Genomic DNA, 24211 nt, shown 5'->3' with positions numbered 1-24211 from the left:
AGCTCGTTGGAACGCCGGACGAGGAGCAGCGGGCCCCAGTCCTGCTGAGCCGTAGAGCGGGGTGTCAGTCAGCGATTCGCGGGTACGGCCCTATGACCGCTTCGTCACCGTCCATCACTGATTATCACGTACGTCCCGAGCGGGGAGCGAGGCGAAGCCGACATGACCGGAGAACATCAGCGCGCATCCGAGCGGCTCTCCCGGGCGCTGTCCGGCGCGATGGAACGGATGGGTCCCGCCCTCGAACGCGTACGGCTCGCCGCGCCGTCCGCCGTCCGGCGGTTCGGCCGCCCCGCGGCGGTGGCGGGAGCGGCCGCCGCCACCGGAGCCGGCGCGTACGCGGCGACGCGGGCATGCGTGCGGCGTCCCGGGGCCGCGCCCGGTGAGGGCATGGACCTGCACGCCGCCGTCACGGTGAAATGCCCGCGTGACCGGGCGTACCGGTTCTGGCACCGGTTCGAGCGACTGCCGTCCTTCATGACGCACGTGGCGTCGGTGACGACGATCGACGGCGTCACCCACTGGACGGCCAGGGGCCCCGCCGGAATGGCGGTCGAGTGGGACGCGAAGATCGTCGAGGATCTCCGGGACGAGCTGATCTCCTGGCGCTCGACGAGCACCGCGCTCGTGCCGAACAGCGGAACCGTGCGGTTCTGTGAGGCGCCCGGCGGGCGCGGCACCGAGGTGCGGGTGCACCTGCGGTACGACCCGCCCGGAGGCAGAGCCGGCCTCGCGGTCGCCAGGCTGCTGGGCGAGCACCCCGAGCAGCAGGTGCGCGACGACCTGCGCCGGTTCAAGCAGGTCATGGAGACCGGCGAGGTCGTCCGGTCGGAGGGCAGCCCGGAAGGGACGCGGGCGCTGCGGCAGCTGAGACGGCGTCCGGCCCAGCCGGTGCGGTGAGGAGTCCGCCATGAAGGCCAACTGCTGGATGGGCCGCGGCGACGTCGAGGTCCGCGACGTGCCCGACCCGCGGATCCTGAACGGTCACGACGCCGTCGTTCGCGTCACCTCGACCGCCGTCTGCGGCTCCGACCTGCACCTGTACGACGGCTTCGTCCCCACCATGAAGAAGGGCGACATCCTCGGCCACGAGTTCATGGGCGAGGTCGTCGAGGTGGGCCCCGACGTGCGGAACCTCCACGTCGGCGACCGCGTGGTCGTCCCGTTCCCGATCGCCTGCGGCCGCTGCGCCGCCTGCGAGCTCGGCCTCTATTCGGTGTGCGAGAACTCCAATCCGAACGCCGGGCTCGCGGAGAAGTTCCTGGGCCACTCCCCCGCCGGCATCTTCGGCTACTCCCACATGCTGGGCGGCTACCCGGGCGGCCAGGCGGAGTACGCCCGCGTGCCGTTCGCGGACGTCGGCCCCCTCAAGATCGAGGACGGGCTGGCCGACGAGCAGGTGCTGTTCCTGTCCGACATCCTGCCCACCGGGTGGATGGGCGCCGAGATGTGCGAGATCAAGCCCGGCGACGTCATCGCCGTGTGGGGAGCGGGACCCGTCGGCCAGTTCGCGGTGGCCGGCGCCTACCTCATGGGCGCGGATCAGGTCGTCTGCATCGACCGATTCGCCTACCGCCTGCGGATCGCCGAGCGCGCGGGCGCGACGACCCTCGACTACGAGGAGGTCGACGTCAGGGAGGCCCTGCTCGACCTGACCGCGGGCCGCGGGCCGGACGCGTGCATCGACGCCGTCGGCATGGAGGCCCACTACGCCAACCCCGCGCTGTACGCCTACGACCGCACGAAGCAGGCGACCCACCTGGAGACCGACAGGCCGTACGCCCTGCGCGAGGCCGTCATGAACTGCAGGAACGGCGGGATCGTGGCGGTGATCGGGCTCTACGCCGGTTTCCTCGACAAGTTCCCGATGGGCGTGGTCATGAACCGGTCGCTGACGCTGAAGGCCGGCCAGTGCCACGTGCAGCGCTACCTGAAGCCGCTGCTCGCGCGGATCCGCGAGGGCGACATCGACCCGAGTTTCGTGATCACGCACCGTCTGCCGCTCGACGAGGCCCCGCGCGGCTACCAGCTGTTCAGGGACAAGCAGGACGAGTGCAACAAGGTCGTCCTGACGCCGTGACCAGGTTCCGGAGGTCTCCCCCGCCCCCGGGCGACGGCGGCATCCCGGCGGACTCTACGATCCTCCGGTGACCACCTTCACCCGCGGGTTCCGCGGCAGACGCAGGGGCGAGGACGACCGGCTCCCGCCCGGCCAGTACCTCACCGAGGACTTCCCCGTGCTGTCGGCCGGGCCCACGCCGCACGTGCCGCTCGACCGGTGGGAGTTCACGATCGACACCGAGATCGGGCAGACGCACCGGTGGACGTGGCAGGAGCTGACGGCGCTGCCGTACGAGGAGCCGGCCGTCGACATCCACTGCGTGACCAGCTGGTCCAAGCTCGGCACCAGCTGGCGGGGCGTCTCCCTCGACGTGCTCTTCGAGGACGTCGAGACGACGGCGGACTACGCGCTGGTCCACTCGTACGGCGGCTACACGACGAACCTGCCGCTCGACGACCTGCTGGACGGCAAGGCGTGGATCGCCTACCGCTACGAGGGCGAGGAGCTGGCGCCGAGCCACGGCGGGCCGGCCAGGCTGCTGGTGCCGCACCTGTACTTCTGGAAGTCGGCCAAGTGGGTGCGCGGCATCCGGCTGCTCACCGAGGACTGGCCGGGTTTCTGGGAGACCGCGGGCTACCACAACTACGGCGACCCGTGGCGCGAGCAGCGCTACGCCGATGACTAGGTGGAGGGCCGCGCGCCTGGTCAAGGTGCGCGACGAGAATTCCACCGCCCGCACGCTGGTCTTCGACGTGCCCGGCTGGCCGGGCCATCTGGCCGGCCAGCACGTCGACGTCAAGCTCACCGCCGAGGACGGCTACTCCGCCCGCCGCAGCTATTCTCTGGCCGGGCCCGAGGGTGTGGAGCTGACCGTGCAGCGGGTGCCGGACGGCGAGGTCTCGCCGTACCTCACGCTGGACATGGAACCCGGCGACGAGCTGGAGCTGCGCGGCCCGGTGGGCGGCTGGTTCGTCTGGCGCCCGGACGGCCCCGCGCCGGTGCTGCTGGTCGCGGGTGGCGCGGGCATCGTGCCGCTGATGGCCATGATCAGGGCTCGCCGCGCCGCCGGGGCGGACACGCCGTTCCGGCTGGTCTACGCCGTGCGCTCGCCCGAGCGGCTCTGCTACGCCGACGAGTTGCTGCGCCCCGACCCGGGCGTGTCGGTCACGCTCGCCTACACGCGCCGGGCCCCCGAGGGGCACCCGCGGCCGCCCGGCCGCCTCACCGCCGCCGATCTCGGGCCGTACGGCGAGGCCGACTGCTATGTGTGCGGCCCGACCGGCTTCGTGGAGGCCGCGGCGGCGCTCCTGGTGGGGCTCGGCCACGACCCCGCCCGTATCAGAACCGAACGTTTCGGCCCCACGGGAGACTGACATGCAGGCCGACCATCTCGACGGGAACGCCCTGGCCGGTCCGCTGGCCGAGATCTTCACGACCGATGTCTCTGCCGCCGTCAGCCGCTGCGCCTCGTGCGGCCTGACCGGTCCGGTGGCCTTGCTGCGCGTGTACGACCGGGCCCCCGGCCTCGTGGCCCGCTGCCCGGGATGCGAGGAGGTCGTGCTGCGCCTGGTCCGGAGCCCGGACACGGCCTGGCTCGACCTGCGCGGCGCCGTCTCCCTGCGCATCCCGCTGGGCGGCACGAGCCCGAGCGCGGTCGCCGCGGACGAGGGTGGGAGAGCCGGCGCGGACCGATGACGATCAGGCCGGCAGCCGGAGTCGCCCGGCCGCCGGCTCACCGCCCTATCGCCTTACCTGCCGGAATCCGGCACGTCAGGGGCGGGCCTGTGCGTCGTCTCCGATGACGTGGCCGGTGTGGGTGTCCACGTCCAGGGCGGAGCGGGCGACGACGCCCCCGTCGCCGACCAGAGCGATGTGCAGCCGCCCGCTGGTCCAGCCGTCCGGAAGCACGGCGCGGACCTCGGTGGCCGCACCGAGCAGGAACGGCTTCGCCTCCGCGGCGGGGCCCGGCTCCCAGGAACCCGCAGGCACGGCGCCCTCGGGAGCGGGACCGAAGACCGGGGTCCAGGCGGTGTGCAGATGGCCGGTCACGGGCTCGGCGCCGTGGTGGGAGACCCGCACGCCGACGGCGACCTCGCGCGACGTGCTGAGCAGGTCACGGCCGGGCGCGACCGGGACGACGTCGAGCACGAGCGTCGTGGTGGCGTTGACATGGGCCGGGTTCACACCGGCCAGGTCCTTGGGGCGGCGTTCGAAGTCGAGCAGTCCGGCCGACTCGTGCTCGATGTCGTACAGCTCCGTGTAGACATACCCGGCGAGCCTGTCGTGGCGGCGCATCTCCTGGGTCTGCCAGCGCAGATGCCAGGCGCGTTCCACGGAGGTGAAGCCGCCGCCGTACTCGCTGTTCAGGTTGGGCAGCCCGCGCAGGGGCTGGGCCGGCGTGCCGGCCAGCTTCTTGCGCACCACGAAGTCGGGGCCGAGCCGTACGGGGAAGTCGTCCTGCTCGCCGTCGAGCAGCGCGGCCACGGTCCTGCCCCACGACGCGGCGGACTCGTCGTAGTAGTGCCAGTCGAGCAGATCGGTCCTGACATGGGTCCAGCCGGAGTTGTCCACGGCGGGCCGGGTCGCGTCGAGGCTCTTCAGCAGGTCGTACGCCCGGGCGGCCGCCTGCTGCTTGGCGGGGTCGCCCGGGATGTTCCAGTCCAGACCCCACTCCTCGTTGTACAGGCCCCAGATGACGATCGCCGGGGAGTTGCCGTCACGCTCGACCATGGGAGCGATCTGCTCCTCGAAGGCGGCCACGGACTCGGGCGAGAAGCGTCCGGTGGCGGCGGGCTCGGCCCAGACCAGCATGCCGAGGGTGTCGGCGTGGTGGACGAAGCGGGGATCCTCCAGCTTCAGATGCTTGCGCACCAGGTTGTACCCGGCGGCGGCGGCCAGTTCGATGTCGCGGCGCAGCGCGGCGTCGTCGGGGGCCGTGATGCCGGTGCGCGGCCAGTAGCCCTGGTCGAGCACGCCGCGGACGAACAGCCGGCGGCCGTTGAGGTACAGATCCTCCCCCACCACGTCGATCGTGCGCAGCCCGGTGTATCCGGCGACCCGGTCGGTGCCGGCGGGCGAGACGAGCTCCGCGTCCACGTGATAGAGGTGCGGGTCGTCCGGCGACCACAGCCGCGGCTCCTCGATCGGCAGCTCCACCCGCACCGGCCCGTGGCCGACCGGCACCTCGATCGATGGGCCGCACCCGCGCACGGACAGCCGCAGCCGGGTCTCCGTCACCGGGCCCTCGACGCGCGCCTCGGCCACGATGCCGGTCAGGCCATCCGCGGGGCGCAGCCGCAGCGCGGCGATGTGCGTGGCCGGCCGCGCCTCCATCCAGACGCTCTGCCAGATGCCCGACGAGGGGGTGAAGCACACGCCGTCGAAGTCGTCACGGGGAACGCTGCGCTGCTTGCCGTGCGCGATGTCCCGCTTGTCGAGCGGCGCGGCGACCCGGACGACGATCTCCTGTTCGCCCTCGCGCAGCGCCTCGGTGACGTCGGCCTCGAACGGCGTGTAGCCGCCGCGGTGCGCGGCCACCTCGACGCCGTTGACCCACACGGTGGCCTCGTGGTGCACGGCGCCGAAGTGGAGCACGACCCGCTGCCCCGCCCAGGCCGCGGGCACGGTGACGCGGCGGCGATACCAGGCCACGGGCAGCCAGTGGGCCTCGATGCCGGAGGCGGGGGTCTCCCAGGCGAAGGGCACGGTGATAGTCCGATTCCAGCCCTGCTCGGTGTCGGCCCGGAAGTCCCACTCGCCGTTGAGGCTCGACCAGGAGTGCGATCGGTCGAAGTGGGGCCGGGGGTATTCCGCGCGCGGGGTCATGGTGCTCCGTTTCATGAGAGATGTGCCTGGTCAGCCTTTGACGCTGCCGGCGAGGATGCCGTTGATGAAGTGGCGCTGGAGGAGGACGAAGATCACCAGGAGCGGCAGCATGGCGATGCTGCCCGCGGCGAGCAACTCGCCCCAGACGGTGGCGAAGTCCGCGCCGATCCGGTTGCCGGTGACGTTCTGCGCCAGCGTGGACAGCACCACCTGGAGCGTCTGGTGCGAGGTGTCGTTGACGGCGACGACCGGCCAGACGAAGTCGTTGTAGATGTTCATGGTGGTCAGCACGGCCAGCGCGGCCAGCCCGGGGCGGATCACCGGGAGCACGACCCGGGCGAAGACGCCGAACTCGCTCGCGCCGTCCACCCGGCCGGCGTCGATCAGCTCGTCGGGGATGGCGGCGATGGTCTGGCGCATCCAGAAGATGCTGAACGCGTCGATGCTGCCCGGCAGGATCAGCGCCTGGTAGGTGTTGACCCAGCCGAGGGTGCTCATCTCCAGCAGCAGCGGGATGATCAGCACCAGGGTCGGCAGCATGAGGGTGAGCAGCACGATCCCGAACAGCACGTTCTTGCCGGGAAAGGCGTACTTCGCGAAGGCGTATCCGGCCAGCGGGCAGAAGAACATCGTCATCGCGCCCTTGACGGCCAGCACCAGTGCGGTGTTCGCGAAGCCGGTGCCGATCGGCACGTCGGCGAACATCGCCCTGTAGTTGTCCAGCGTCACAGGCCCCACCGAGAGAGGGTCGGTGATGATCTCGGCGGCCGGCTTGAGCGACGAGCTGACCGCCCACCAGATCGGGTAGAGGAACGCCGCGGCGAGCAGCGCCAGCAGGGCGTACTGCACCGGGCCCGGCCTGGTCTGGTTCATGACACCTCGTCTTTCGGCCGCAGCAGCCTGACCGCGCCCAGGGAGAGCCCGAAGACCAGCAGCACCAGCAGGAACGAGTTCGCGGCGCCGGTGCCGAGGTCGGAGGCGGTGATGTGGTCGTAGAGGTAGAGCCCGGCGGTGGTCGTCGAGCCGTACGGGCCGCCTTCGGTGACCACGAAGGGCTCGGCGAACATCTGGAACACGGCGAGGGTCTGCACGACCACGAGGAAGGCCATGCTCCGGCGTACCAGCGGGACGGTCAGCGACCAGAACTGCCGCCGGCGAGAGGCCCCGTCGATCGCGGCGGCCTCGTACACGGCGGCCGGCACTGCCTGCAGCCCGGCCAGCAGGATGATGATCGCGAACCCTGTCGTCTTCCACAGGAACAGCAGCGCAAGCGTCGGCTTGGACCACGCCGTCGAGGTCAACCAGCCCACGTCGGGCAGACCCACGAGGTTGAGCAGGTGGTTGACCAGGCCGTAGTCCTGGTCGAACACGACGATCCAGACTTGTGCCATGGCCACCAGCGGGGTCACGAACGGCGCGAGGAAGGCCACCCTGAACAACCCGCGCAACCGCAGCTTCGCGTTGGCCAGCAGCACCGCGCCGCCGAGCCCGGCCACGATCTGGATCGGCACGATGAGCAGCCACATCACCGCGCTGTTGCCGAGCGAGGCCCAGAACTCCGGGCTGGTCAGCAGGTAGGCGTAGTTGCCCAGGCCGACCCAGGTGGCCGCGCCGGCGCCGTGCCAGCGGGTGAAGCTGAGCTGCAGCGCGAAGACGAGCGGATAGATCCCGAAGGCGGCGAAGACCAGGAAGAACGGGGCGACGAACAGGTACGGCGACAGCCGGGTGCCGCGACGCGACCTCGGCCGCGCGCCGGCGCTCCGCCCGGACCTCGCCATCGTGGTGAGAGCCGACATCAGGAGCGGTCGATCAGGTTGCGCTGGATCTTCTCGGCCGATTCGCCGATGACGTCGTCGGGCGACATCGTGCCGTCCATGAGGCGCTGCATGTTGTCGCCCAGGTAGTCCACCGACTTGGCCCACCATGCCGGGATGGGCGCCGCGGCCGGGATGGTGGCGGCGGCCTCGACGGCGACCTTCCACAGGTCCTGACCGCCGAGGGCGTCGATCGGCTGGAACAGCGGCTTGGCGGGGTCGAGCGCGGGCGTGAAACTGGGGACGGAGGTCGACAGGCCCCCGGGGTACACGCTGCTCGGGCCGTACAGCGCGGTGTATCCGGGCTCCTTGAAGCACAGGAACTCGTACAGCAGCCAGGCCAGCTCCGGATTCTTGGCCTTGGCCGGAATGACGAAGCTGCTGCCACCCATGGCGCCGCTACGCGGGCCGCCCGGCGTCCAGGCGGGGAGCGGAGCCGCCCGCCACTTGCCCTTGGTGGCCTTGAGAAGCTGCTGCGGCGCGAAGGACCACCAGATCGCCCACGGCACGAACACCTGCTGGCCGCCGTCGAGCGTGTTGACGTCGGCGGGCTCCAGGTAGGGCGCCCGGGTGGCGAGCCCGTCCTTGACCGCGGTCTGGATCCAGGTGAAGATCCGCCGGTACTCCGCCGAGTCCAGCCGCAGCTTGCCCTGCGTGTCGGTGAGGCTCGTGCCCTGCTGGTTGGCCAGCATCTCGAGCCACAGCTGGCCGAGGAACGGGCTCTTGTCCAGGTGGATGGGCTTGGTCTTCGGGAACTTGTCCTGGACCGTCCTTGACGCGGTCAGCAGGTCGTCGTAGGTCGCCAGCCCGGCGGGATCGACCCCCGCCTCCTGCAGGATGTCCTCCCGATACCACAGCAGCCCCGGGTCGAGATCCCAGGGCACGCCGTAGATCTTGCCCGCCACGGTGTTCACCGACAGCTTGTACGGCGCGATCTGGTCCCGGTAGGGCGCGATCAGGTCGGAGAGGTCGTAGAGGTGCTCGGCCTGCCCGCCGATCTTGGCGTCGTCCCAGAAGCTGCCGTCGGGCACGTCCGTGCCGCTGATCAGCGTGTTCGCCAGCTTGGCGTCGATATCCACGGCCATGTGGTTGACCTTGACGCCCGGGTACGCCTCGCGGAACCTGCCGATCGCCGCGTCGAACACCTTGAACAGGTCACCGGACCGGTTCCAGACGGTGATCTCGCCCTTGGCCGCCGTCGCCGAGGCGGAGGGCTGGGCCAGCTTGCCGGGGGCCGCCGCGCCGCCCGTGCCGGGAGCGCAGGCGGTCAGCGCGCCGCCCGTGGCGGCGAGGGCTCCGACGCCGAGGGCTCCCTTGAGAAACCCGCGGCGATCCATGGGGGATGGGGTCATCTAAGTACTCCTCGCCGTCCGGGAAAAGACGTTGTGAGGGCTCTGCAACGATGCAGACATAGTGCATGCTTGTCTGCAACGATGCAAGCGCCGGTTAGGATCTTCCCAACCCCAGCAGCCGGAGGTATAGGAGACGCATGGCCGGTCCAACCCTGCGTGACGTCGCCAAGCGGGCGAACGTGTCCATCCGCACGGTGTCCAACGTGGTCAACGGGTACGCACCAGTCTCGGACGAGTTGCGCGCTCGCGTGCAGGCCGCGCTGGACGAGCTCGGCTACCGCCCCAACCTCATCGCCCGCAACCTCAAGCAGGGCCGCAGCGGGATGATCGCCCTGGTCGTGCCCGAACTGGACGTCCCCTACTTCGCGGAGCTCGCCCGCGAGGTGATCACCGCCGCCCGCGCCCGCGGCTACGTGGTGATGGTCGACCAGACCGACGGCGACGGCGAGCGCGAGCGCGAGCTGCTGGGCCGGGACTCGCGGGCCACGATGTTCGACGGACTACTGCTGAGCCCGCTGAGCGTCTCGGCCGAGGAGTTGCGGGCCCGGGGCAACCAGGTCCCGATCGTGCTGCTGGGCGAGCACATCTTCAACGGCAGCTTCCACCACGTGGCCATCGACAACGTGGGCGCCGCCAGGGAGGCCACCGCGCATCTGCTGGGCCTCGGCCGGCGTCGCGTCGCCGCCATCGGCGACCAGCCGTACGCCACCGGCGAGACCGCGCAGCTTCGCACCAGCGGCTACCGGCAGGCGCATGTGCGGGAGGGACTGGAGGTGGACGAGCGGCTCATCGTGCCGACTCCGCGGTTCCACCGCCGCCAGGGCGCCGCCGCCATGGAGCAGCTGCTCGCCCTGCCCGAGCCGCCCGACGCCGTGTTCTGCTACAACGACCTGCTCGCCCTCGGCGCGATGCGGGCGCTGACCCGTGCGGGGCTGCGCGTCCCCGACGACGTGGCCGTGGTCGGCATGGACGACATCGAGGAAGGTCAGTACAGCACTCCCAGTCTCACCACCGTCGCCCCGGACAAGAAGGAGATCGCGCGCATGGCGGTGGACGTCCTCATGGAGTCGATCGGCGGGGCGCCCCGCCCGCCCGCCGAGATCGTGGTGCCGCATCGCCTGATCGTCCGGGAGAGCACGGCCGGCCAGGCGCCCGCGTCGCCCGCGATCCCGTCCTGAGCGGGCCGACGCCGGCGCAAGGGTCAGCGGTACGTGTAGCAGTAGTTCGCCTTGCCCTTGAACCGGTGGAAGGCCTTCGGGTCGTGGAATCGCCAGCGGCAGCCCGCGTCGCGCCGGCTCTGGGTGAGGTACATGGTGTCGCCTTTCCGCTTGACGCAGTAGGCGCCGGGCGTGGGCGTCTCCCGGTACTCGACCCACTCCCAGCCGAGGCTCACGCAGTACTCGGTGAAGTGCCCGGGTCCCAGCTCCACGACCCGCTTGGCCGGCGTGGGCGAGGGCTCCGCCGGCTTCGCGGCCGGAGAATCGGCGGGGATCGGCGCGGTCGTCTTCGAATGGCGGACGGTCGGCCGTGCGGTGACCGTCCGCGTCGGGGCCGGCCGCGTGACGTCCGGCCTGGCCGTGGACCGGCTCACCCGCGGCCGGTGTGAGGAGTCGGGCGACGCGGATCGCGAGGCGGCGGTGGGCGACGGACCCTCGGACGGAGACGAGCCGCCGCCGGTGTCCGCCGAGGCGGCCGGGGCCGTGCCGACCGCCGCCGCTCGCTCCGTCTCGGAGCCGCCGGTCCCCGCCGATGACCAGGGCAGAGACGACCATGACAGGGACGGCAGCAGCGCGAAGGCGGCGGCCGCCGTGGCCGCCACGGCCACGACCACGGCGGCGATCGCGGCCCGGACCCGCCTGCGCCCGCCGCCGCCCGGCACGGTGACCGGCCCGGACGCGCCGGATGCGGCTTCCGCGTCGTGGCGCGGGCGCACGAGGCGGTCGAGGATCTCCCGCGCGGTCGGCCGCAGGCCCGGGTCCTTGGCGAGGCAGGCCGCGAGCAGGTCGCGCAGCGGCGCCTCGATCCCCTCCAGGTCGGGCTCGTGGTTGAGGATCCTGTTGATGATGGCGGGGATGGCGTCGGCGCCGAACGGCGGGCGGCCGGTGGCGGCGAACGCGATCGTGGACGCCCAGGCGAACACGTCGAGGGCGAAGCCGAGCTCACCGGCCGCGAGCTGCTCGGGTGCCATGTAGGCGGGCGTTCCCACGACCTGGCTGGTCATCGTGCTCGTGGTGGCGAGGGCGCGGGCGATCCCGAAGTCGATGACGCGCGGCCCATCCGGCCCGATCAGCACGTTCTGCGGCTTGAAGTCCCGGTGCAGGACCCCGGCGTCGTGCAGGGCGACCAGAGCCGTGGCCGTCGCGATCGCGAGCCGTTCGAGCGCGCCGCCCGACAACGGCCCCCGCGTGGCCACCACCTGGTTCAGCGGAGGCCCCTGGACGTACTCGCTCACGATGTACGGCCGGCCGCCGTCCATGCCGGACTCCAGCACCTGGGCCGTGCAGAACCGGGCCACCCTGCGGGCGAGCTCCGCCTCCCGGGTGAAATCGGCGCGGGCCGCGGCGTCCTGGCCGAGCCGCGCGTGGAAGAGCTTGACGGCGACGAGGTCGCCGGACTCCGCCTCGCCCAGGTAGACGACGCCCTGGCCGCCCTCGCCCATCCTGCCGGTGATGCGGTAGGAGCCCAGGCGTACGGGATCGCTCGGCTCCAGCGGCTGCGGCATGACTCTCCGGTGGGTCGGGGCACGTACGGCACTCCCAGTATCCCGCCGAAGATCGACGGCACGGCCCGGTTCAACGAAGATCAGGCGAGCGGGCCGCCGGTGGCATATGCCGGAACGAGCCCTGTTTCCGCCTTTCGTCCAAACCTGGTGAGCTTCGCTGTCGACTGGATAGAGCGTTGGAGGACCCCATGGTCATGATGGGCTCAGATGTTGGGCGGTGCGGCGCTGATATCCGAGAGCGCCGAGGATGGATCTCCCTCCAGTGCCAGGTCACCGAGCGAGACGACGCCCACGGGTCGCCCCTCCTCGACCACCGGGATCCGGCGAATCGCCTTGTGGCGCATGAGGTTCAAAGCCTGGGTGGCGTCCTGTTCAGGGGTTACGGTGGCCAGGTCGGAACTGCTGCAGCACGCGCCCACGGGCGTTTCGGTCGGGTCACGGGACTCCGCGACCACGCGGACCACGATGTCTCGGTCGGTCATCACACCGTAAAGCCGGTCATCTTCTGTGACCAGTACATCCCCGATATTGTGCTCGCGCATGAGCCTGGCCGCTTGCACGACGCTGGCATCTCTGGGGACGGTGACCGGGGCAGGCGTCATCACTTCGCGCACCAGCTGTGACATCTTCCGCCCTCCTGCTCATCGCCTGCCTGCACGCATCGGCCGGTCTTAACCGCCCGACCGGCCTCTTCTGCCCCTGTGGACCGCCCGGCAGGGCCGCGGCCTCCCCCACCGGTCTCTCACTGGCGGGACAGGGCGCGGATCTCCTCGTGGCGCCGATCGAGGTCGACCTGGGCGAGCGCGCCGACCAGCCACGCGAAGCGCTCCGACTCCTCGGACTTGGCCAGTTCGGCCAAGTCTTCGACGGTGCGGGCCAGGCCGAGCTTGCGGGACGCGGTCAGCGCGCGCCGATCGGCAAACGGTCCTACCTCGGACCACACCACCTGCGCCTCGCGGAAGAACAAATCCACAACTTGATCGTCCACACCCGGCAACCGCTTGAGCAGCTCCCGCTCCCGCCCGGGATCGTGGTGTGCCTCGGTCCGCAGCCGGCGCAGGTCCCCGCTGTAACGATCCGCAACGACCCCGCCCAACTCCCCGAGGACGTCCGCGAGCTGTTTGGCCGTCCGGCGGTGCCCCGCCTGCGCCAGCGCCTCGGCCCGCTGCCCGTACGGTGAGGCCGCGAGTTTCTGCGCGGTGGCCCAGCCACGGTCGCGCAGCTGCCGAGCGGCTGCGACCGCTATGTGGTAATCAGTGCTGCGGCGGAGCAGAACCGACAGACAGAGCAGCTGAAACAGGCTTGCGGGGTTGTTGGTCACCCCGAACCCGTGCGGTTCGGCGAAGCCGCGCCCCACCTCGCGCAGCAGTCCCCGGACCAGACGACGCTTCTCTTCGATGTCCATCATGGTGCCCACCGCCTCGCCGAAACGTTGTTCGCCTTAACCGGTTCACAGCTCGATAACGTCGTTCCGGAACCGGGCCGGCAACGCTCTGTGCTACGCCTACCCCGCGCCCCCGCTTCGAACCCGTCATCCAGCCGGGCGGGGGCGCGACATTCTTCCGCGGCACGTCGCCTTCGGCCGACTGGAAACGCTCTCCCATTCAGGCCCGCGGCCCTCGATCGGGCGGCGGGCGACCGCCCGCGTCCTTCCGCTCCCGTACAGCAAAGATCGAAGACGGGATATGTTGGGAAATGTTGGGTCTTGACGGACGGTCATACCACTGTAAAGGTTCTTTTAAGAGAGCGCTCTCACGTCTCCTCCACCCCCCAGAAGGACTGCCGTGAGACTCACCGTGGTGACCGGCGCGGCGGTGTTCGCCGTCGCGCTCGCCTTCCCCTCCGTGTCCGCGCACGCCGCCCCCTCCCCTGTCCCCAGACCTGATCCCGGCGCCTCGCCGGCGACGATGCAGCAGGCGTTGCAGCGCGACCTGCACCTGACCCCCGAGCAGGCGCGCGTCCGCCAGACGCACGAAGCCGCGGCGGCGGCCGTCGAACGGCGGGTCCGCGCCGAGCTCGGCGACCGCTTCGCCGGCGCCTGGTACGACCCCGCGCGGCAGCGCCTGGCCGCCGGAGTCCTGGACGCGGGCGATGCCGAGCGCGTGCGCGAGGCGGGCGCCGTGCCCGTCTCCGTGAAGCACAGCGACAGGCGGCTGAACGCCGTCAAGGCGGCGCTCGACCGGGCCGCCGGCGCCGCGGGAACCGGCGTCTACGGCTGGTATGTCGACCCGGCCGCCAACGCGGTCGTCGTGTCGGCCGCCGACCAGGCCACGGCGGCGGGATTCGTGCAGGCCGCGTCCGCCGACGCCGCGGCGACCCGGATCTCCGTCGCCCAGGCCCCCCACCCCGTCTACGACATCCGGGGCGGGGACCAGTACGTCATCAACGGCACCGTGTTGTGCTCCGTCGGGTTCTCGGTGAACAACGGCGGATTCGTCACCGCCGGGCACTGCGGGCGCGCCGGCAATCCGACGCTGGGATACAACAACGTCGCCCAGGGCACCTTCGCCGCCTCGTCGTTCCCCGACAACGACTACGCCTGGGTGCGCACCAACGGCGACTGGACGCCGCGCCCCTGGGTCAACGACTACGGCGGCGGAACCGTCTCGGTGGCCGGCTCCCAGGAGGCCCCCGTCGGCGCGTCGATCTGCCGCTCCGGGCGCACCACCGGCTGGCGCTGCGGGGTCGTCCAGGCCAAGAACGTGACCGTGAACTACTCCGGCTCGCTGGTCTACGGGCTCACCCAGACCAGTGCCTGCGCGGAGGGTGGCGACTCGGGCGGCGCCTACATGTCCGGGGACCAGGCGCAGGGCGTCACCTCCGGCGCCGCGGGGAACTGCTCCACCGGCGGCACCACCTTCTTCCAGCCGGTCAATGAGATCCTCGGCGCGTACGGCCTGAGCCTGACCACCACGGGCGGCGACACGAGCGCGCTGATCAGCAGCCTCAACAACAAGTGCATCGACGTGCCGGGCGCGAACTTCAGCGACGGCGTGCCGTTGCAGATGTACACCTGCAACGGCACCAACGCGCAACGGTGGACGTTCACCGGCGGCACCCTGCGCACGCAGAACAACCTGTGCATGGACGTGGCCTGGGGGTCCAGGGACAACGGCGCCGTGATCCAGATCGCGACCTGCAGCGGCAACCCCGCTCAGCAGTTCGTGCTCAGCGCGGCCGGTGACCTGGTCAATCCGCAGTCCAACAAGTGCGTCGACATCGACGGCTGGAACCCGAACGACGGCGCCCGGCTGATCCAGTGGGAGTGCCACGGCGGCGCCAACCAGAAGTGGCGGCGGGGCTGATGCCGATGATCCAGCTTCGCCGGATTCTCGCGGCCGCGACCGCCCTCCTGCTCACGGCGGCCTGTCTGATCCTCATTGCGCCCGCCGCGTCCGCCGCCGTCTGGCAGCCGAAGACGCCGCCCCTGTCCACGCCCTGGACCGCCCAGGTGTCCCCCGCCAACGCCCTGCCCGACTATCCGCGTCCCCAGCTCGTCCGGCCCGAATGGCTCAACCTCAACGGCGTGTGGGAGTTCGCCGGCGCGTCCGACCTCGGCTCGCCCCCGATCGGCCGGACGCTCGCGGAGGGCGTGCTCGTGCCGTACCCGATCGAGTCCGCTCTGTCGGGGATCAAGCGCCATGAGGACTCCATGTTCTATCGGCGCGTCTTCACCGTCCCGCCCGGCTGGACCGGGCGCCGGGTGATGCTCAACTTCGGGGCGGTCACCTGGGAGGCCCGGGTATGGGTGAACGGCGCCCAGGTCGGCCGGCACACCGGCGGCTACGACGCCTTCTCCTTCGACATCACCTCCGCCCTGCGGCCGGGGGACAACGAGCTGATCGTCGGCGTGTCCTCGCCGATCGACGGCAGCACGTTCCCCATCGGCAAGCAGCGCCGTAATCCGAGCGGCATCTGGTACACCGCGTCGTCGGGCATCTGGCAGACGGTGTGGCTAGAACCGGTGAACGCCGCGCACGTCACCCGGCTCGACACCACGCCCGACGTGTCCGCCGGGGTCCTGGACCTCGTCGTACAGGGCACCGGCGACCAGGCCAGGGCCGAGGTGCTGAGCGGCGGCACGGTCGTCGGCTCGGCCACCGGCGCGGTCGGCGCGCACATCCGCGTCCCCGTCCCGAACGCCCGCCTCTGGTCGCCGGACGACCCGTTCCTGTACGACCTGCGCGTCACGCTCACGGGGAACGGCGGCGGCGACGTCGTGACCGGTTACTTCGGCATGCGGTCGATCGGCAAGGCGGTCGTCGGCGGCGTGCAGCGCCCGGTGCTGAACGGGAAGTTCGTGTTCCACCTCGGCACCCTCGACCAGGGCTACTGGCCGGACGGCATCTACACCGCGCCGACGGACGAGGCGCTGCGCTTCGACCTGGAGCGGCAGAAGGCCCTGGGCTTCACGATGGTCCGCAAGCACATCAAGGTCGAACCCGCCCGCTGGTACTACTGGGCCGACAGGCTGGGCCTGATGGTCTGGCAGGACATGCCCTCGCTCGACGCGGTGGACGACACGCCGGAGCGCAGCCACGCCAACTACGAGTCAGAGCTGCGCAGGATCGTCGAGCAACTCAAGGGCATCACGTCGATCGTGATGTGGATCCCGTTCAACGAGGGCTGGGGCGAGTACGACAACCAGCGCATCGTCGACCTGGTCCGGTCCATCGACTCGACCAGGCTGATCAACCACGACTCCGGGTCGAACTGCTGCGTCTCCGACCCCGAGCCGACGAACGGCGACGTGATCGACGACCACTGGTATCAGGTCCCCGGCGAGACCGACACCCGGCTTCCCTCGGCCACCCGCATCGCCGTGCTCGGCGAGTTCGGCGGCCTCGGCAGGCGTGTCCAGGGCCACGAGTACCAGCCCGGCGCCGGGTTCGCCTACGGCGACCTGTATCCGGACGAAGGGTCGCTGACCAACCGCTACGTCGAGGTCACCCGGCAGGTGGAACGGCTCGTGCACACCCGCGGGCTGTCCGCCTCGGTCTACACCGAGCCGTACGACGTGGAGAACGAGGTCAACGGTTTCTTCACCTACGACCGCCGGGTGCTCAAGATGACCGAGTCGCGCGTACGGGAGGCCAACCGGCACCTGCTGGCGGTCGCGGCGGGCACCGACGTCCCCCGGGGCGAGCCGGTGTCGCTGCGGGTGACCACGCCCGGCTACACCGGCCGCTACCTGCGCCACCAGGACGGGCTCGCCCGCACCGACGTGATCGACGGCGGGAGCGCCGACCTGGCCAAGCAGGACGCGACGTTCTGGACGCGCCCGGGCCTGGCCGACTCCTCGTGCGTGTCGTTCGAGTCGCGCAACTTCCCGGGTGAGTATCTGCGCCACTCGGACTATCGGCTGCGCAAGGACCGCCAGGACGGCACCGCCCTGTTCGCGGCCGACGCAACGTTCTGCCCGCGCGAGGGGCAGGGCGGAACCAGGCTGGAGTCCTACAACCTGCGCGGCTACTACGTCCGCCACTACAAGGAACTCGTCTACGTCGCCAAACAGGGCGGCGCCAACCCCTGGGACGCCGCCGGGAGCTTCGCCGCCGACACCACGTGGGCGGTGACCGTGCCCCTGTGGCGCAGCGGCGCCGATTTGCCGCTCGACCAGGCCCGCTCGTTCCGGGTCACCACGCCGGGGTTCACCGACCGCTACCTGCGGCACCGCAGCAGCCTGGCCCGCACCGACGTGGTCACCGCCGGGAGCGACGCCCTGCTGAAATCCGACGCGACCTTCGTCGTACGGCGCGGCCTGGCCCAGCCGACCTGCTACTCGCTGGAGTCGCGCAACTATCCGGGCCGCTACCTGCGGCATTCCAACTTCCGGGTCCGCCTGGACGCCCCGGACGGCAGCGACCTGTTCCGCCGCGACGCCACCTTCTGCGCACAGCCGGGCGGCACCGCGGGAAGCGTGCGCCTGGCGTCGCTCAACGAACTGGGCGCGAACGTCCGGCACTACGCCGAGGAGGTCTGGGTCGCCTCCAGCGGCGGCGCGCATCCCTACGACAACCCCGCCTCGTACGCCGAGGACGTGAGCTGGGCCGTCACCGCCGCCTGGGCTCCATAACCGCGAAGGGGAGCCGTCGTGCGGAGGTCCTCCGCACGACGGCTCTCCCGCGTCTTCGGGAAAGCGGGTGCAGCTTCTCACCCGGCCACGGGGGTGTAGACGACCAGGTGCAGATCGGGGTGGTCGGCGGGGGCCAGCCGGTGGTGCTCCAAGCGCACCATGCCCGCGACCGGATGCCTGAAGACCCGCTCGCGGGAGGTGAAGCCCTCGATGTGATGGCTCTGACAGGCGTCGCAGAACGGTTCGCTGACCCGTAGCAGGCGCTGGACGACCGGCGAGCGGGCCAGGTCGCCGAGGCGTGGCCCGGCCTCGGCACGGAACTCGGCGAGGAACCGGCGGCTGGTGGTCTCCCAGTCGGGCAGCAGGTCGCGGACGTAAGGGTCGGTGAAGACCAGCCACAGCAGGTTGCGCTCGCCCGGTTCGGCCGCGGCCACGTTCGGATACAGCGTCGTGTAGGCGGCGTTCCACCCGCAGATCGTCCAGTCCGGGGCGATGGCGTAGGCAGGGAAGCCGGCGAGCGCGTCGAGGAGGCGCTGGACGTGAGCGGGCGCGGCGTGCGCGGACGGCTCTGCGGGCCGGCTGGGCCGTGGGGCGTATCCGGCCAGGGAGAGGACATAGGTGTGCTCAGTGGCGGTCAGGCGCAGGGTGCGGGCGAGAGCGTCCAGGACCTGGCGGGAGGGCTGGATGTCGCGGCCCTGCTCCAGCGACGGTCACCCACGGACGGAACACGGCCGGAGCGTGTGCCCTGATGCGCGCCTCCGGCGTGCCGAGCCAGGACATCGGCGTCAAACCGGTGGTCGCGGTGGCCAACAGTTTCACCGAGTTCGTCCCCGGCCACACGCACCTGCAGCCGGTGGGCCGCGTCGTGTGCGAGGCCATCGCCGGCGCGGGCGGCATCACGCGGGAGTTCAACACCATCGCGGTCGACGACGGCATCGCGATGGGACACGCCGGGATGCTGTATTCGCTGCCGTCCCGGGACCTGATCGCCGACTCCATCGAGGACGTCCACCGGGCCGGCGGCATCCCCGCGATTCTGGGCGAGTTGCAAGACGTCGCCGCACGCACCCTCGACGTCCGGGTGCCCGACGCGGACCTCGCCGCCCGCCGTGCCCGGCTGGAAGGGGGCACCGGCTATCGGCCTCGCGGCCGTGACCGGCGCGTCTCCACGGCCCTGCGCGCCTACGCGGCACTGGCGCAGTCCGCCGACACCGGAGCGGTGCGACTGCTCGGATGACCGAGCCCGTACCGTCAGCCGGTGCCGGCGCGCGTCCTTCACGTACACCCGCGCTACGAGGAACTGCGGCCCTCCAGGCCCGCGATCGCGATCGTGCCGGAGGTGCCGCGCAGGCCGAAGCCGTAGCGGAAGCCCTCGCGGGCCTGCGGGGTGGCGAGCGTGCCGCCGATGTCCGCCGTACGCAGCGGACGCCATTGGCCGCCGGTGTAGGCGAAGGAGGTGATGGTGTCGCCGGACAGCACCAGCGCGAACCTGTCGCCCGGCTTCAGGGTCAGCGGGGCGTCGCCCGGCGTGTCCAGGAACCGGCCGCCGACCCGTACGTTGATGCCCGACTGCTTGCGGGTGTTGTTGTACCAGGCGGTCACGTAGGTGCCCGCGTCCTTCACCCAGCCGACGAACACGCTGTCCTCCGGGCTGCCGCTGCCGGCGAACGTCCCGGCCGTGACCACACTGATCGCGTCGGCCGACGAGAGCCTCGCCGGTCCGGCGGCCAGGCCGAAGAACGGCTGTGTGCCGCTGCCCGCGAACCGGCCGCCGCCGGCCGTGACCACCGGCAGGGCCTCGCCGCCCTCGGGTTTGTAGAGGGTGTAGCCCGCCGAGGTGTCGGTGCCGAAGTCGTCCTCCGCCTCCGTCTTGCCGTAGGCGTCCGGGTCGAGCCCCACGGTCACCTGGGCGTAGGGGCTCACGGCCCGAACCGACCCGTCGTACTCGACGACCGCACGCACCGGGTGGGCGCCGGGGCGCGGCGCGGTTCCGGCGGGCGGCGCGACCCGCCAGCGTACGGTGAACTCGCCGCCCGGCCGCACCACCGGGGTGCGCGGGCTGCCGACCGGCTCGGCCGACCAGCCCGGTGGCACGGCCAGCGACGCCGTGACCCGGGTGGCGGGCGTGCGTCCCCGGTTGGCGAAGGTGGTGGTCATCTCCGCGGGCGCGCCCGCGTGCGCCTGCCCGGCGACGGCCACGTCCACCGTGGTGTCGCCCGCGGCGGGCGACCACGCCTGCAGTTCGGTGACCCCGACGTACGCGCCGGGCGGGTTGCCGAACACCAGCCGGATCCTGGTCGTGGTCAGGGCCGGGAACGTGACGCGGTTGAGCGCCGCGCCCACGGGCCGTTCGGGCGTGCGGGTCTGGTCCGGCACCTCGCGCCACGCCGCGCCGTCCCAGAACTCCAGGCGATACGACGCCGGGGCCTTGACCCCGCCGCCGTCGTCGTAGGCGTAGAACCGCACGTCGCTCACCCGGGTCGGCACGCCGAAGTCCACGCCCAGATGGTCCTCGGCGTTCGGGGAGCGGTAGTTGGTCCACCGGTTGTGCGGGATGTCGTCGTAGAAGATCCGCCCGTCCACGGCGTCCCACACGTTGTCGATGCCGTTCGTGTACGACGCGAACGGCTTGGGATAGCCGGTGCCGTACGGGTTGGCGGCGTCGTCGCTCGGCCGCGAGGACCGGCCGGGCGCGACCGCGGCCGGCACCCGGGCGGTCAGCTCGCCGACCGTCGCCCTCCGGGCGGCGGGCCTGCCGTCCACGTAGACCCGCATCCCCGCGCCCTGGCCATACCTGCTGCCGTCGCGGTCCCACAGGACCGTCACGTTGTGCCCGTGGTAGGGCACGTTCTCCAGCGCGAAGTAGTCCCACGCGGCCGGCACGAGCGGGTTCAGCATTACCTTGTCGTCCGGCTGCGGGCGCAGCCCGATCAGGCCACTGATCACCAGGTCGTTGAAGGTCGAGTGGTTGTAGTGCTCGCTGTGACCCCGGGAGTCGTAGATCCAGCGCGGCTCGTCCGGATGGTGCGCCTCGGCGACGTACGGGTGCCCGTCCTTGTACTGCGTGAGCGCGTAGCCGCGCAGCACGGTGTAGTAGTCGGCGGCGGTGACCACGTCCTGGTCGTAGTCGTCGAGCAGGTTGGCCATCGCGGTCAGCGTCGTCGAGGTGGAGTAGGGCCAGCTCGGCCCGTCCCAGCGGCAGCAGCCGCTCAGGGCGTCCCGCATGAACAGCGGGCTGCGCCGCTCCGCGGTGGTCGGCCCGTACGGCGCGGCGAACCCCTGCGGGTCGAGCAGTTGCGCCCACGCCTTCTCCGTACCGGGCTTGGCCATGTCGAACGCCCACGGCACGAAGCCGATCTGCTCGCGGGTGGACACCAGCCTCTGCTGCGGGTCCAGGTCGGCGCGGGCCTTGTGGTAGAAGAAGGACCGCTGCGGGTCCCACAGGTAGCGGTGCAGCGCGTCCCGCAGCGACGCCGCCCGCTTCTCGAACTTCTCGGCCAGGGCCTTGTCGCCACCCATGTCCGCGATGGCCGCGATCGCCCTGGCGTCGCCGTACTGGTAGGCGTTCAGCGTCGGCCGGTAGCCCGCGCCGCCGTGGTAGGGATCGGCCGGGTCGGTCTCGTAGGAGGAGGCGGTGTACTCCATCGCGTCCCACACCGGCACCGACCAGTAGAGCCCGAGCTTCGCGTCGTACTGGCCGCCCCACTTGTCGTACTGCCGGACCAGGTCGGGCAGCAACCCCTCGACGAAGGACGCGTCGCCGGTCACCAGGTAGCGCTGGTAGGCCGCGTCGGCCGCCCACCAGGAGTACTGGTGGGCCCAGTCGTCGGTGTCCTTGTTGACGTAGTCCTCCTTCGGCTTGGGACCGGCGCCCGGTCCCTGCAGCCAGTAGGTGAGGTAGTCGTCGATCGGGCGGGTGTCGCGCAGCCAGCGCCCCTCGTACACGTGGTGACCCGCGGCGGCCACGATGCCGCCGAGCGGTGCGGCGTATCCGGGCGGGTTGTGGAACTCGGTGATGACGTCGCCGCTCGCGGAGTCGGTGTAGCGGATGTGCCGCTTGTAGGTGCTCCAGCGGTAGTAGTAGACGTCCTGGATCTCCCGGTCGGGCACCTCCAGGAACGGGATGTTGGCCTTGTACCACTCCGGCTCGGCGTGGCCCGACACGAGCGCGTCGTGGTCCAGGAAGGCGGTGCCCCTGCCGACCTCCGGATACGCCGCGGGCGGCGCCTGGGCGTGGGCGGCCTCGGCCGGGGCGGGGATCAGGGCGGTCGGCGCGGCCAGCGCCGCGAGCGTCGCGAGCACCGCGACGGCGTGTCTCATGGTCACCTCGGGCGTTCTCAGCGTTTGCAGGGGGAGGGGTGACGGCAGGCGAAATCGCTCAGATTCGATCGCACCCAACCGATCGGCGCGACCGAATCTGACCGATGTTGCTCAGTCTTGACCAGCCGTGGAGGAAAGGCAATAGCCGTGGGATCACGGGTCAGCGCGGGAAACGGCCGCGGGCGGCGAGTTCGATCGTGACCACGACGGCCACCGACTCGGCGGCCAGCAGGGCGACGAGCACCGCGAGCTGTACGGCTCCCGCGTGCACGGGATCGGAACCGGCCAGCATCATGCCGACGAACGCGCCGGGCAGCGTGACCAGGCCCACCGTACGGGTCTGGTCGAGCGCGGGCACGAGCGCCCGCGCGGCGGCCGGGCGGCAGATCTCCAGCGCCGCGTCCCGAGGGGAGAACCCCAGCGCCAGCGCGGCCTCGACCTCCCCGCGCCGCTGCCGCAGCTCGTCGAGCGCGCGGTGTCCGGCGAGCGAGGTCGCGGTGAGGCATCCGCCCAGCAGGATGCCGGTCACCGGGATCAGGGTGATCCCGCGCGCCGGCAGGACGCCCGTGACCAGCATCAGGACCACCACCGGCGCCGTGCCCGCCGCGATCGGCACGGCGGCCCACCAGCCGGCCCTCCCCCGCGTGATCCGCCGACCGGCGGTGCCGCTCGCAACGCCGTACATGACGAGCAGGAACAGCACCACGGCGGGCAGCAGCCCGATCACCCACCCGATGACGAGGGACACCAGGGCGAGCTGGACGGCGGCCCGCCCCGCGGCGGTCAGCACGGCCACGGCATGGCCGGACCTGCCCAGGGCGGCGACGGCGGCCCCCGCCAGCGCGAGCAGCGCCATCACGACGCCGAGCATCGGGGTCACCGGAAGCATCGTGTTCACAGCCCGATCCTCCCCGTGCCCTCGCACCCCGGGGAGACCCGGGGGTCGCCCCTCGGGCCGCGCGGCTGGGAAACTGCGGACATGAGCCACAGCCATGACGAGGACCCCGCGTGCGCGGCCGCCCACGGCGAAGCGCTTCCCGAGGAGGAGCGGCGGACGCTGGTCGCGGTGTTCGCGTCTCCGGTGGCGACTCACCTGCTGCGCTTCGGCGCCGAGCTGGGCTTCCGGCCGATCCTGCTGGAACCCGATCCCGACCGCGGGCTCGGCGGGCTCCCGGCGGGCTCGGCCCCGGTGGTCAGGGAGGTGGGCGACCACGTGGACGGCACGGCCGACGTGGTCGTCACCGACCACCACCGCGCGGAGATCGGGCCGATACTGCGTGACGTTCTCGGCAGCCCCGCGCGCTGGATCGGCGTCATGGGCAGTCCCCGCCACCCGGGCCCGCACGTGCGGGTGCTGACCGAGCTGGGCGTCGCACCCGAGGAGATCGCCCGCGTGCATCGTCCGATCGGGCTGAACATCGGCTCCCGTACGCCTCCGGAGATCGCGGTGGCCACGCTCGCGGGCCTGATCGCCGACAGGAACGGCAGGCCCGGCGGCTTCGCGCACTGACTCCCCGCCACGCACAGGGGGCACCCCCGCGGGTGGCGGGGGTGCCCCTGCACGCTCCTCCTGGTCAGGAGCGCGTCATCACGGTCGCACCGGTCAGGAGGCGCTGCACGTCAGCGTCGGCGTCTCCGCGCTGCCGTTGGCGACGAACCCGAAGGTGGTGGTGCCGCCGGCGGACAGCGTGCCGTTCCAGGACTCGTTGCGCACGGAGACCGAGGCGCCGGAGCCCGACTTGACGCCGCCCCACAGCTGAGTGATGGACGGGGAGCCGGACCAGCTCCAGTTCACCGTCCAGCCGTTGACCGCCGAGCTACCGGCACGGACCGTGACCTCGGACTGGAACCCTCCGGGCCAGGAGTTCACCGTACGGATCGTCGCGCTGCACCCGCCCGGCTGCGGCGAATCGCCGGGCGAGGGGCTGACCGGCGGCGTCGGGCTCGGGCTGACCGGCGGGGTGGGGCTGGGGCTGACCGGCGGGGTGGGGCTGGGCGAGGTGTTCGGGCCGGCGGCGTTGAGGGCGTTGAGGACCGAGG

The 24211-nt window shown here is 71.6% G+C and carries 20 protein-coding genes and 1 pseudogene; 10 read left to right on the top strand and 11 right to left on the bottom strand.

Annotated elements, in window-relative coordinates; genetic code table 11:
- Positions 1-162 precede the first annotated feature (162 nt).
- The 5 genes from IL992_RS41785 to IL992_RS41765 all read left to right on the top strand — a co-directional run bounded on the left by IL992_RS41785 (position 163) and on the right by IL992_RS41765 (position 3757).
- On the top strand, positions 163-900 hold the full coding sequence (locus IL992_RS41785; RefSeq protein WP_193208824.1) for an SRPBCC family protein: 738 nt from the start codon (positions 163-165) through the stop codon (positions 898-900).
- Between the two features lie 10 nt (positions 901-910).
- A complete protein-coding gene (locus tag IL992_RS41780; protein WP_193208823.1) occupies positions 911-2080 on the top strand; it encodes a zinc-dependent alcohol dehydrogenase in 1170 nt (389 codons plus the stop codon).
- Between the two features lie 67 nt (positions 2081-2147).
- On the top strand, positions 2148-2747 hold the full coding sequence (locus tag IL992_RS41775; RefSeq protein ID WP_193208822.1) for a sulfite oxidase-like oxidoreductase: 600 nt from the start codon (positions 2148-2150) through the stop codon (positions 2745-2747).
- Complete coding sequence (locus IL992_RS41770) at positions 2740-3435, top strand: ferredoxin reductase (RefSeq protein ID WP_193208821.1); 696 nt, start codon at positions 2740-2742, stop codon at positions 3433-3435. The genes IL992_RS41775 and IL992_RS41770 overlap by 8 nt, the downstream gene beginning before the upstream one ends.
- A gap of 1 nt (position 3436) precedes the next feature.
- A complete protein-coding gene (locus IL992_RS41765) occupies positions 3437-3757 on the top strand; it encodes a DUF6510 family protein (protein WP_193208820.1) in 321 nt (106 codons plus the stop codon).
- A 75-nt stretch (positions 3758-3832) separates the two neighbouring features.
- On the opposite strand, the gene IL992_RS41760 is transcribed toward IL992_RS41765, so the two are convergent.
- Genes IL992_RS41760 through IL992_RS41745 form a run of 4 tightly spaced genes read right to left on the bottom strand, consistent with a single transcriptional unit; the run spans position 3833 to position 9053 of the window.
- Positions 3833-5887 (bottom strand): glycoside hydrolase family 2 protein, encoded by a 2055-nt coding sequence (locus tag IL992_RS41760; protein WP_193208819.1) that lies wholly within the window; start codon positions 5885-5887, stop codon positions 3833-3835.
- A gap of 30 nt (positions 5888-5917) precedes the next feature.
- A complete protein-coding gene (locus tag IL992_RS41755) occupies positions 5918-6760 on the bottom strand; it encodes a carbohydrate ABC transporter permease (protein ID WP_193208818.1) in 843 nt (280 codons plus the stop codon).
- Complete coding sequence (locus IL992_RS41750; RefSeq protein WP_193208817.1) at positions 6757-7683, bottom strand: carbohydrate ABC transporter permease; 927 nt, start codon at positions 7681-7683, stop codon at positions 6757-6759. Before IL992_RS41750 ends, IL992_RS41755 begins: the two co-directional genes overlap by 4 nt.
- Positions 7683-9053: an ABC transporter substrate-binding protein gene (locus tag IL992_RS41745; protein ID WP_193208816.1), complete on the bottom strand. Its 1371-nt coding sequence runs from the start codon at positions 9051-9053 to the stop codon at positions 7683-7685. The genes IL992_RS41750 and IL992_RS41745 overlap by 1 nt, the downstream gene beginning before the upstream one ends.
- Positions 9054-9190: 137 nt before the next feature.
- On the opposite strand from IL992_RS41745, the gene IL992_RS41740 reads away from it, so the two are divergent.
- Entirely contained in the window at positions 9191-10231 is a 1041-nt protein-coding gene (locus tag IL992_RS41740; RefSeq protein ID WP_193208815.1) for a LacI family DNA-binding transcriptional regulator, read from the top strand.
- Between the two features lie 23 nt (positions 10232-10254).
- On the opposite strand, the gene IL992_RS41735 is transcribed toward IL992_RS41740, so the two are convergent.
- From IL992_RS41735 to IL992_RS41725, 3 genes are all read right to left on the bottom strand, one after another.
- Positions 10255-11775 (bottom strand): serine/threonine-protein kinase, encoded by a 1521-nt coding sequence (locus IL992_RS41735; protein ID WP_193208814.1) that lies wholly within the window; start codon positions 11773-11775, stop codon positions 10255-10257.
- 203 nt (positions 11776-11978) lie between these two features.
- Entirely contained in the window at positions 11979-12401 is a 423-nt protein-coding gene (locus IL992_RS41730; RefSeq protein ID WP_193208813.1) for a CBS domain-containing protein, read from the bottom strand.
- Positions 12402-12517: 116 nt separating this feature from the next.
- Positions 12518-13183, bottom strand: a complete 666-nt coding sequence (locus IL992_RS41725; RefSeq protein ID WP_193208812.1) for a hypothetical protein — start codon at positions 13181-13183, stop codon at positions 12518-12520.
- A 376-nt stretch (positions 13184-13559) separates the two neighbouring features.
- Between IL992_RS41725 and IL992_RS41720 the strand changes: the two genes are divergently transcribed.
- Together IL992_RS41720 and IL992_RS41715 are read left to right on the top strand one after the other, a co-directional pair.
- Positions 13560-15080: a ricin-type beta-trefoil lectin domain protein gene (locus IL992_RS41720; protein WP_319019168.1), complete on the top strand. Its 1521-nt coding sequence runs from the start codon at positions 13560-13562 to the stop codon at positions 15078-15080.
- A gap of 5 nt (positions 15081-15085) precedes the next feature.
- Complete coding sequence (locus IL992_RS41715) at positions 15086-17851, top strand: AbfB domain-containing protein (protein ID WP_193208811.1); 2766 nt, start codon at positions 15086-15088, stop codon at positions 17849-17851.
- A 77-nt stretch (positions 17852-17928) separates the two neighbouring features.
- Here IL992_RS41715 and IL992_RS41710 read toward each other — a convergent pair whose 3' ends face one another.
- Entirely contained in the window at positions 17929-18456 is a 528-nt protein-coding gene (locus IL992_RS41710) for an MmyB family transcriptional regulator (RefSeq protein ID WP_226874773.1), read from the bottom strand.
- Positions 18457-18599: 143 nt separating this feature from the next.
- Between IL992_RS41710 and IL992_RS41705 the strand changes: the two are divergent.
- Positions 18600-18854: pseudogene (locus tag IL992_RS41705) on the top strand (dihydroxy-acid dehydratase domain-containing protein); the annotation flags it as partial.
- A 287-nt stretch (positions 18855-19141) separates the two neighbouring features.
- On the opposite strand, the gene IL992_RS41700 reads toward IL992_RS41705, so the two are convergent.
- Both IL992_RS41700 and IL992_RS41695 read right to left on the bottom strand, forming a co-directional pair.
- On the bottom strand, positions 19142-22171 hold the full coding sequence (locus IL992_RS41700; RefSeq protein WP_193208810.1) for an MGH1-like glycoside hydrolase domain-containing protein: 3030 nt from the start codon (positions 22169-22171) through the stop codon (positions 19142-19144).
- A gap of 160 nt (positions 22172-22331) precedes the next feature.
- Positions 22332-23060, bottom strand: coding sequence for an ABC transporter permease (locus IL992_RS41695; protein WP_193208869.1), 729 nt, complete (start codon positions 23058-23060; stop codon positions 22332-22334).
- Between the two features lie 90 nt (positions 23061-23150).
- On the opposite strand from IL992_RS41695, the gene IL992_RS41690 reads away from it, so the two are divergent.
- On the top strand, positions 23151-23681 hold the full coding sequence (locus IL992_RS41690; RefSeq protein WP_193208809.1) for an XdhC family protein: 531 nt from the start codon (positions 23151-23153) through the stop codon (positions 23679-23681).
- A 93-nt stretch (positions 23682-23774) separates the two neighbouring features.
- Here IL992_RS41690 and IL992_RS41685 read toward each other — a convergent pair.
- Positions 23775-24211, bottom strand: a 437-nt coding sequence (locus IL992_RS41685; protein WP_193208808.1) for a cellulose binding domain-containing protein, incomplete at its 5' end; no start/stop codon positions are given.

It is taken from the genome of Microbispora sitophila, assembly GCF_014892245.1.
Lineage (GTDB): Bacteria > Actinomycetota > Actinomycetes > Streptosporangiales > Streptosporangiaceae > Microbispora > Microbispora siamensis.
This window is presented reverse-complemented; position numbering and strand designations above follow the sequence as displayed.